Source organism: Trebonia sp., from assembly GCF_049794275.1.
Taxonomy (GTDB): domain Bacteria; phylum Actinomycetota; class Actinomycetes; order Streptosporangiales; family Streptosporangiaceae; genus Trebonia.
Window position 1 is genome coordinate 1 of sequence record NZ_JBARCR010001052.1, and the last position, 9,287, is coordinate 9,287.

At 69.5% G+C, this 9,287-nt stretch carries 10 protein-coding genes; 3 read left to right on the top strand and 7 right to left on the bottom strand.

Translation table 11 applies throughout. The features are described 5' to 3' along the window. From WA805_RS26315 to WA805_RS26345, 7 genes are all read right to left on the bottom strand, one after another. Nucleotides 1-341, bottom strand: a 341-nt coding sequence (locus WA805_RS26315; RefSeq protein WP_425243695.1) for a carboxymuconolactone decarboxylase family protein, incomplete at its 3' end; no start/stop codon positions are given. A 115-nt stretch (nucleotides 342-456) separates the two neighbouring features. After that, complete coding sequence (locus WA805_RS26320; protein ID WP_422279165.1) at nucleotides 457-2,061, bottom strand: MFS transporter; 1,605 nt, start codon at nucleotides 2,059-2,061, stop codon at nucleotides 457-459. 32 nt (nucleotides 2,062-2,093) lie between these two features. Next, on the bottom strand, nucleotides 2,094-2,612 hold the full coding sequence (locus WA805_RS26325) for a MarR family winged helix-turn-helix transcriptional regulator (protein WP_422279167.1): 519 nt from the start codon (nucleotides 2,610-2,612) through the stop codon (nucleotides 2,094-2,096). A 186-nt stretch (nucleotides 2,613-2,798) separates the two neighbouring features. Next, on the bottom strand, nucleotides 2,799-3,827 hold the full coding sequence (mgrA, locus tag WA805_RS26330; RefSeq protein ID WP_422287308.1) for an L-glyceraldehyde 3-phosphate reductase: 1,029 nt from the start codon (nucleotides 3,825-3,827) through the stop codon (nucleotides 2,799-2,801). A 47-nt stretch (nucleotides 3,828-3,874) separates the two neighbouring features. After that, on the bottom strand, nucleotides 3,875-6,430 hold the full coding sequence (locus WA805_RS26335) for an FtsX-like permease family protein (RefSeq protein WP_425243696.1): 2,556 nt from the start codon (nucleotides 6,428-6,430) through the stop codon (nucleotides 3,875-3,877). Beyond that, nucleotides 6,427-7,152: an ABC transporter ATP-binding protein gene (locus WA805_RS26340; protein ID WP_422282127.1), complete on the bottom strand. Its 726-nt coding sequence runs from the start codon at nucleotides 7,150-7,152 to the stop codon at nucleotides 6,427-6,429. Before WA805_RS26340 ends, WA805_RS26335 begins: the two co-directional genes overlap by 4 nt. Next, the gene (locus WA805_RS26345) at nucleotides 7,149-7,760 is read right to left on the bottom strand and encodes a PadR family transcriptional regulator (protein ID WP_422282129.1); all 612 of its coding nucleotides are present in this window, start codon (nucleotides 7,758-7,760) and stop codon (nucleotides 7,149-7,151) included. Before WA805_RS26345 ends, WA805_RS26340 begins: the two co-directional genes overlap by 4 nt. Before the next feature lie 218 nt (nucleotides 7,761-7,978). Here WA805_RS26345 and WA805_RS26350 point away from each other — a divergent pair, with 218 nt between their 5' ends. The 3 genes from WA805_RS26350 to WA805_RS26360 all read left to right on the top strand — a co-directional run. Continuing rightward, a complete protein-coding gene (locus tag WA805_RS26350) occupies nucleotides 7,979-8,731 on the top strand; it encodes a dienelactone hydrolase family protein (RefSeq protein WP_422324548.1) in 753 nt (250 codons plus the stop codon). 18 nt (nucleotides 8,732-8,749) lie between these two features. Continuing rightward, nucleotides 8,750-9,010 (top strand): DUF6295 family protein, encoded by a 261-nt coding sequence (locus WA805_RS26355; RefSeq protein ID WP_422324547.1) that lies wholly within the window; start codon nucleotides 8,750-8,752, stop codon nucleotides 9,008-9,010. Between the two features lie 22 nt (nucleotides 9,011-9,032). After that, a partial coding sequence (locus WA805_RS26360; protein ID WP_425243697.1) for a dienelactone hydrolase family protein occupies nucleotides 9,033-9,287 on the top strand: 255 nt, incomplete at its 3' end.

Consider the following 9,287-nt stretch of genomic DNA (forward strand, 5'->3'; position numbering starts at 1 on the left):
GGGCTCAGCCCGCCGCCGGCGGCGGCCCCGCCGCCCCCGCCGCTCACCCGGATCGCCGCGATCTGCTCGTCACCGAGCCCTGCCTGCCGCGCCACCGGCTCGTGCGCGACCCACTCGTAGTCCGCGCCGTTGCGGGACGCGACCCGGAGGATCGCCAGCTCCCTGATGTCCGCCGGCAGCGTCGACGCGCCGCGCACCGCGCCGAGCATGCCGTTCCACCCGTCGGCGAACGGCGGGCTGTGCAGCAGCACCCCGTCGAGCGCGGTCAGCTTGCCGCCGCGCCGCTGCCTGATCCGGTCCGTCACATCGCCGTCGGGTGCGACATAGGCCAGCCGTGCCATCAGGGAACCCCCTTCGCGAAACAAAAAAGTGGCCGGTTAAGGATGCTTAGCAACCCTAACCGGCCACCTGGACGACCGCGATGGCGCTCAGTCGATGGCGCTCAGTCGATGGCGCTCAGTCGGCCGTCGCCGGGATCGCGTCGGCCGACTCAGGAACCGTGTCGACCGGCGCCGCCATCGGGTTGATTCCCTCGAGGTCCTCGCGCTTGACCCGGACCAGCACCAGGCCGATGATCAGCCCGAGCAGCATGATCCCCGCCGACACCAGGAACCCCTTCGAGAACCCGTAGGCCAGCGCGTGGTTGGTCGTGGCCAGTTGCGCCGCGGCCTCCTGGGCCTTGGACAGGTGCGCGGCCGGCAGGTGCGCCGCCGTCGCGGCGGACGACCGCAGGCTCGACGCCACCGCGCTCCACGCCACCGTGCCGAGCACCGCGAGCCCGAGCGCCCCGCCAACCTGCTGTCCGGTGTTGAGCAGCGACGACGCGACGCCTGCGTCGTTGTTGGAGACCTTCGACAGCGACACCAGCGAGATCGGCACGAAGATGAGCCCCATGCCGAGCGCGGTCACCATCATCGGGCCGAGCAGCCCGCCCCCGTACGAGCTGGTCTCGGTCAGCCGTGACAGCCAGAACATCCCGCCGGACGCCAGCGCTGATCCGGTGATGATCAGCGGCCGGGCCCCGATCCTGCCGACGAGCTGCGACGCGAGGGCGGAGCCCAGCATGATCGTGGCGACCATCGGCAGGTACGCGATCCCGGACTTCAGCGGGCTGTATCCCCACACGTTCTGCACGAAGAGCGTCAGGAAGAAGAACATGCCGAACAGCGCCGTGCCGATGCACAGGCTGATCAGGTACGCCCCGCTGCGGTTCCGGGACCGCACCACCCGCGGCGGCACCAGTGCGGACCGCGACCGCGCCTCGATGATGACGAACGCCACCAGCAGCACCACGGCCGCCACGAGCGACACGATGACCTTGGTGTCGCCCCAGTGCGAGACCGCCTGGCCGTTGCTGAACGTGGTCGCCGCCGAAGACAGGCCGTAGACCAGCGCCCCCAGGCCCAGGGACCCGGTGATCGCGCCGGGCAGGTCGAAGGCGCCGCGCCGCCGCTCGGACTCGCCAAGCACCATCGGCGCGAGCAGCGCGACGACCAGGCCGATGGGCACGTTGACCCACAGCACCCAGCGCCAGTCGAGGTAGTCGACGAGCAGGCCGCCAGCGATCAGGCCGACGGCGCCGCCGGCGATGGACATCGCCGCGTACACGCCCATCGCCCGGTTCCGCGGCCTGCCCTCAGGGAACGTGACCGCGATCAGCGACAGCGAGGTCGGCGCGGCGAACGCGCCGCCGACGCCCTGGAAGACCCGGGCGGTGAGCAGCCAGGCCTGGGTAGTGGCGAACCCGCCGACCAGCGAGGCGCCGGTGAACAGCAGGATGCCGAAGATGAAGATGCGCCGCCGCCCGAGCAGGTCACCGGACCGGCCGCCGAGCAGCAGCAGCCCGCCGAAGGCGAGCGCGTAGGCGTTGACCACCCATTCGAGGTTGGTTCCTGAGAAGCCCAGCGCGTGCTGGATGTGCGGCAGCGCCACATTCACGATGGTCGCGTCGAGCACGACCATCAGCTGCGCGGTCGCGATCACGGCCAGCGCGAGTCCGAGCCGTCGCGGCGGCGTCGCCTCCGCGAGCGCGCCCCCGGTCTGGCGTGAGGTTGCAGACAAAACAGTTCCCCTCATCCCGGTTTCGGTGGTTTTTATTCCGAACGTACGGTTGCGTCTCTACTGTCAGACGCCGTCTCAGGAGCGGAATCAGCGCTCGGCCCGTGGCTGCTCAGCATCTTCTTGAGCAGCCCGAGGAAGCACTCCCGTTCCGTGTCGTCGAGCGCGTAACACCAGGGCATCCGTTCGGCGAGTTCCTGCATCAGCCGCTCCTTCGCGGCGATGCCTTCCTGGGTCAGCACCAGGTTTTTCACCCGCCGGTCTCGCTGGCTGGGCTCCCGCTTGGCAAGCCCGGCCCGTTCGAGCCCGTCCGCCACGGCCGTGACGAACGACGCGTCGCACCCCATTCGCTGCGCGAGTTCCTTCATGGCCAGCACCCCGTCCAGTTTGACCAGCGCGAGCAGGTCACTGGGTGCCACCCGGAAGCTCACCGCGATCGACTGGCCGATCCCGGCGAGCTGCTTGACGAGTACGCCGAACGCGTCGAGGATCTCCCGGTTCAGCGCTGGCCCGTTCGCCTGCGCCTCTCCTGACTCCCGTGCTTCGACGCTCACGTCTGTTCCTCTCCAGTAAACAGACCGACTGTCGGTCTGTCAAGGGGCAGGCTTCCCTTAATCCCTTGACTAACTGAACCATTCAGTCGCTCAAGTTTCTTCCCGGCGGAGCGATTATTTTCTGGCGTCCCACATAGGACACGGTCAGGGCGTGTTTTGTGACACAAATCCGGGGCGGCCGACGGGTCAGTTCGAGCTGGAGCGGGCCCAGATGTTGATGCCGGCCTCGACGGCGTCGTTGTCGATGGCGGCGAGCTCGGCAGAGCTGAAGGTGGTCTTGCCGGCCGCGGCCAGGTTCTCCTCGAGCTGGTGCACGCTGCTGGCGCCGACCAGCGCCGAGGTGACCCGCGGATCGCGCAGCACCCAGGAGATCGCCATCTGGGCGAGGGTCTGGCCGCGGGCGGCGGCGATCTCGTTGAGCGCCCGGACGTGCGCCATGGTCTTGTCGCTGAGCTGGTCCCGGGACAGCGACCCGTTCCTGCTGGCCCGCGAACCCTCGGGCACGCCGGTCAGGTACTTGGTGGTGAGCAGGCCCTGCGCCAGCGGAGAGAACGCGATGCAGCCGACGCCCTCGTCCTCAAGGACGTCGAGCAGGCCGCCCTCGATCCAGCGGTTCAGCATCGAGTACGACGGCTGGTGGATCAGCAACGGGGTGCCGAGAGAGCGGAGGATCCTGGCAGCGTCACTAGTCCGTTCCGGAGAATAGGACGAGATGCCGGCGTACAAAGCTTTCCCCTGCTTGACCGCGGTATCCAGCGCACCCATCGTCTCTTCCAGCGGCGTGTCCGGGTCGGAGCGGTGGCTGTAGAAGATGTCCACGTACTCCAGGCCCATCCGCCGCAGCGACGCCTCCAGGCTGGCGAGCAGGTACTTGCGGGAGCCCCATTCGCCGTACGGGCCCGGCCACATGTCGTAGCCCGCCTTGGTGGAGATGATCAGCTGGTCCCGGTACGGCCGGAAGTCCTCGGCCATCAGCCGCCCGAAGTTGAGCTCGGCGTGGCCGTACGGCGGTCCGTAGTTGTTCGCGAGATCGAAGTGGGTGACCCCCAGGTCGAAGGCGCGGCGCAAGATCGCGCGCTGGGTGTCGATCGGGGTGGCGTCGCCGAAGTTCTGCCACAGGCCGAGGGAGACCGCGGGCAGCTGGATGCCGCTGCGCCCGCAGCGACGGTAGGGCATCTTCTCTTCGTACCGGTCAGAAGCGGCAACGTAAGTCATGAACAAGAGTCTGCCACTGCCCGTCGCGCCGGCTTCCTGCGCCGACCTTATTCGAGCGGCTGGCGGGCGATGCCCCCTGGGTCGCGGCCGGCCAGCAGCCAGCCAAGGACCGTCGCGACAAGCGGCATGCCCACCAGGATCACCAGCAGGTTGGTCACGGGGATGCTGGTCAGCGACGACAGGCCGTCGAGCGAATTGCTCCTGAAGAAGCCGATGGCCGCCAGGTACCCGCCGACGATCCCGACCACTGCGCCGGTGAACGCGAGCGCGCCCGCGGTCGTCGCCGTGATCGCGCGGCGCGTGCTGCCGCCCGCCCCGGTCGCGGACAGCGTGCGCAGGTCACGGGCCGCCTCGCTGCGGACGAGGCCGACGCTCAGGCCGAGGATGCCGATCGCGAGCACGATCCCGAACAGCGTGGCCGCGTCGATGATCTGCGCCAGCGACGGGATGCTGTTGCGGGTCTCGATGCCCATGCCCGCCGCCGCGGCGGTCCGCTGGGCGTTCGTTACCTGGGTGGCGGTGAGGCCGTTCGGCACCTGGATGAGCCAGCCCTCGATCCCGACCGACTTCTGCAGGTGCAGGGTGGTGATCGCGTGCTCGGTGACCACCGTGTTCGGCGCGGACGTGCCGGACGGGAGCTGGCTGATCTCCTGAATCGGCGGGTTAGCGATGCAGCTTCCCGCCGGGCAGGGCCACGAGTTCTGGCCGTTGGGCCCGTTTCCGCCCCCTGGGCCGAAGCCCTGTCCGCCGGTGCCCTGGTTTCCGTAGATAAGCTGCATCAGGCTCATCGTCGACAACCCTGGACGCATCGTCAGGATGTCGGCGTCCGGGTTGATCTGCGACTGCTTGATGCCGAACGCGCTCAGCAGCTGCGGCGTCGCCACGTAGATCGGCCCGGACCAGGAGCGCCCGTTCGCGGCGTGGACCAGGTTCACGCTGGTGTTCTCCAGCGCGATGACGCTGGTCGTGCCAAGCTCGGCGGCGATGTCCTTCGCGACCTTCGGCGCGGCCGCTAGCTGGGCATTGGTCGGGTTGTTATCAGGAACCGACGAGCGGCCGTTGGTGTTGCCCGGCCCGTAGACGATGAGCTGGTTGGACGAGAGGTTCGGGCCGGCGTAGTCGAGAGCGTTGGCGAACCTGGCGGCGCTTGCCACGCAGATGATGACCGCGATCAGCGTGCTGAGGCTGATCGCCGCCAGCGCCGGTCCGGACCGGGCCCGGTACCGTGCCAGATCGCGCAGCGCCAGCCTGATGGCGACCGGGCTCCGCCGCCCGGCGGCGGCGACCACCGACAGGAGCGCCGGGGCCAGCAGCACGATGGCGACGGTGAGCGTGATGAAGCCGAGGGCGAGTTCCAGCGTCCCGTTGTTCTGGCCTCCGCCGCTCCCAGCGGTAGCCCCGGCCGCGCCGAGCAGCAGGAACGCGCCGACCAGGAAGCAGATACCGATCGGGATCGCCAGGTGCCTGGTCTTCTTCGGCGCGGGCGGGCGGCCGGCCAGCGCGGCCACCACCGGGACTTTCGCGATCGTCTTCGCCGGCCGGGAGGCGGCGAAGTAGGTCGCGATGATGGCCAGGGCCATCGAGATGCCGATGACGGTCCACGGCAGCTGGAACACGCCCATGACGTGGTGCGCGCTGTTCTCGGCCTGCGGGCGGTAGGCCAGCCAGGCGAGGAAGCCGAGCACCGCTCCCGCGATGGCGCCCACGATGCCGGTGGCGGCGCCGTTGGCCCTGACGACCAGGCGGATGTGCCGCTGCGTCGCGCCCTGAGCGGCGAGCATGCCGATCGCCCTCAGCCTGCGCTGCGCGAGGACGGTGAACCCGCCGACGCCGACGAGCGCGATGAGCAGCATGCCGAGCACGGCCGCGGCGATCGATATCGTCTCAGGGTTGACCTCGTTGGTGTTCGCCACCGTCTGCGCGGTCGTCACGTTCATGGTGCCGGTGGACAGGCTCGTCGCGCTCATCCCCGGCGCGTCGAACAGCACCGTCACGTTGTCCGGGTTTGTGACCTGGCCGGGGATGACCAGGGCGAACTCGTCGAGCAGGCTTTCCGGGTTCTGGACGATGCCGGTTACTTTCCTGGTGACGCCGTTGACGGTCCAGCTGCTGCCGATCCGCAGGTTGAAGGAGCTCGCGACGCCGCTGGTCACGGCGATCTGGCTCGCAGTGACGGGATATGCGCCGCTGACCAGGCTCAATAGCGGACCGCCGTACGGCCCGTGCGGATCCTGCGCCCGCAGCTCGAAGGTGTTCAAGGTGCCGGGGATCTGGGCGCTCTGGTTCTCGATGACGTCGACCCTGCCCCAGCGGTTCTCAAGGTTCTTTATCTGGGCGTTGACGCTCGCCGGGGAGCCGGAGAACGAGGCGGCGTCCTGCGCGGTGCCGAGCACCCCGGCGACCGGGGCCGGCGTGTTGGTCGCCACCGTCGAGGCCACCACGGTGGCGCCGACCGCGACGGTGATCAGCGCGAGGATCAGCAGCTGCTGCCGCCATTCGCTGCGCAGCAGCCGGATGGCCCAGCGGACGACCGCGCGGCGGGCAGGCACCCCGCCGTTCGGCATTCTGTGCGCGGGCCGTTCCGTTACCGCCGTGGCGCTCACTGGTGTCGCTCCTGAGTGAAGAGGGACTCAGGACCTGGCGCCGCAGCGGTCTGGTCCGTCACCTGGCCGTCCCTCAGGAACACCACGCGGTCCGCCCAGGACGCGAGCTGCGCGTCATGGGTGACGACCACCGCGGTCATCCCGCCCACCTTGCACGCGTCGAGCAGCAGGCGCATGACCGCCTGCGCGTTCGTTGAGTCCAGTGCGCCCGAGGGCTCGTCGGCGAGCAGCAGCCTCCGCTCGCCCACCATCGCGCGCGCGATCGCCACCCGCTGCCGTTCCCCGCCAGAGAGCTGGTCGGGGTAGTGCGCGGCCCGCTCGCGCAGGCCAAGTCGTTCGAGCCCGCGCAGGCCGGGAACGCGCGCCTTGCGGGCGGACACGCCGTCAAGCTCAAGGGGCAGCGAGACGTTCTCCGCCGCGGTCAGCCCTGGCAGCAGGTTGAAGTCCTGGAATACGTAGCCGATGACGCGCCGCCGCAGCCGCGCCTTGGTGTTGCGAGACGCCCTGCTGACCGGCTGCCCGGCGATCAGCACCTCGCCGGACGTCGGCGCCTCCAGCGTTCCCGCGATGGTCAGCAGCGTGCTCTTCCCCGAGCCGCTGGGTCCCATCACCGCGACCATCTCGCCTTCGTCTGCCGTCAGGCTCACCTCGCGCAAGGCGTGCACCTCGGCGTCCCCTTGCCCGTAGGACCTGGACACCTGGCGCAGCTCCAGCATGCTCATCGCCGTACTCTCATTTCCCGCCACTGCCGTGGCAGCGGCGCTCGTGTCTGGTTTCTGGGGCCCGCCTGGTCCGCCCAGGTCGTCGCACCCTCGGTTGCCGCGCGATTGACGCGGGCTTCTGCGGCGTCCAGCCACCTGGCGACCCCATCGAGCCGGAACAGCTCGGCGTCAATCGCCAGCGACATGGTCCAGTCGCCCCCGGCGTCGTATTCCTTGATCCGGGTCCACTGCTGCATCAGCTCGACCAGGTAGCGCCGGTGCGCCTGGATGACCGCGTGCACATCGGCGCTCGGCACGTACAGCGCAACCAGGATCTTCATCACGAGTTCGTCGCGTGGCGGCGAGCTCAGGTCCGGCGGCGTGCGCAGCCATCTGGCCAGCTCCCGCTCGCCTTCCGCGGTGATCCTGAAGCCCTTCCGCGGGCCTTCCTCGCCGGTGCCGTCAGACTCCGCGAGCCCGTCACGCTCCAGCCGCTGCAACGTGGTGTACACCTGACCCCCGTTCAGCGGCCAGACATCGCCGGTGCGCGTTTCGAACTCCTCGCGAAGCTGCAGGCCGTACTTGGGGCCTTCGCTCAGCAGCGCGAGCAGCGCGTGGCGGACGCTCATGACCTGGTACTACTCGGCATCATGCTGGGTACGCTACTGAGTAGCACGCTGGATCGCAGTAGTGCTGAGCACCCAGTTGCGCGGAGGCGCAACCCCCGCCCGGGGTAGAGCTAGCTACAGCCGACCTGTCCCGTTCGTTCGCCTCGCTAACGAGCCGGGTGGGATGATTCTGCTGGACCTCAACAGTAAGAATTGCTTGCTAGCGGAAGGGGTTGCCGATGTACGACGCGGTGCTGTCGGAGACCGTCACCATCACCGGCCACGAGGGAGACGCCATCGAGGCGTACTCGGCCAGGCCGCTCACGCCGGGTCCGGTGGGCGGCGTGGTGGTCATCCACCACCTGCCCGGCTACGACCGGCAGACCAAGGAGTTCGCCAGGTCCCTCGCCGTGGGCGGCTTCAACGCCGTGATGCCCAACCTGTACTCGCGGGAGGCGCCGGGCGCCGACCCGGACGACGCCATGGCGGCCGCCAGGTCGCAGGGCGCCATCCCGGTCCCCGACGAGCGGGTCGTCGCGGAGGTCGAGGGCGCGGTCGCCTACCTGAAGGGGCTGCCGAACGCCAACGGCAAGATCGGCGTGATCGGGCACTGCTCGGGCGGGCGGCAGTCGTTCCTCGCCGCGGTCAGCCTGCCGCTCGACGCGGCGGTGGACTGCTACGGCGGGTTCGTGGTGGGCGAGCCGCCCGCCGGGCACCCGCTGGCCGGGTGGCAGCCGATCGTGACCAGGACGCCCAGCCTGTCGTGCCCGCTGCTCGGGCTGTTCGGCAAGGAAGACAAGTTCCCGTCGCCTGAGCACGTCGCGGAGCTCGAGCAGGCGCTGCGGGAGGCGGGGAAGACCTATGAGTTCCACAGCTACGACGGCGCCAACCACGGGTTCATGCAGGTAGACAGCGCGCGCTACCACCCGCAGAGCGCGGTGGACGCGTGGGGAAAGATCCTGGACTGGTTCGGCCGTTACCTGGCGGCCTGACGGAAGGAGTTGCGAGCAGTGTGTACCTACCTGACCGAGAAGATCGCGATCAGCGGCAGCGCCAAGGGCGGGTCCGGCTGGTTCCGGGTGACCGACGGCAGCGTTTACTTCGACCACCCGGTGCACGCGCCCTACGGCCACACGCTGAACATCGACTTCCTCGCCCCGGCGCAGGGGCCGTCGGCGCGGGTCGCGGTCGAGCTCAGCGCCGAATCGGCGCGCGCCCTGATGAAGGCGATCGGGGCGGTCCTCGACTCCGCCCCGCCCGGCCTCGAGTAACAGCGAAAGGGAGACATCTCACATGTACGACGCCATACTCGCCGAGAGCGTCACGATCACCGGCCACGGAGGCGACGCGATCGAGGCCTACGCGGCCCGCCCGATGCGGCCTGGCCCCGCGGGCGGCGTGGTGGTCATCCACCACATGCCCGGCTACGACCCGCCGACGAAGGAGATCGCCAGGAACTTCGCTGTGCACGGCTACAACGCGGTCGTGCCGAACCTGTACTTCCGCGAGGCGCCGGGCGCCAGCCCTGACGACGCCGCGGCCACGGCG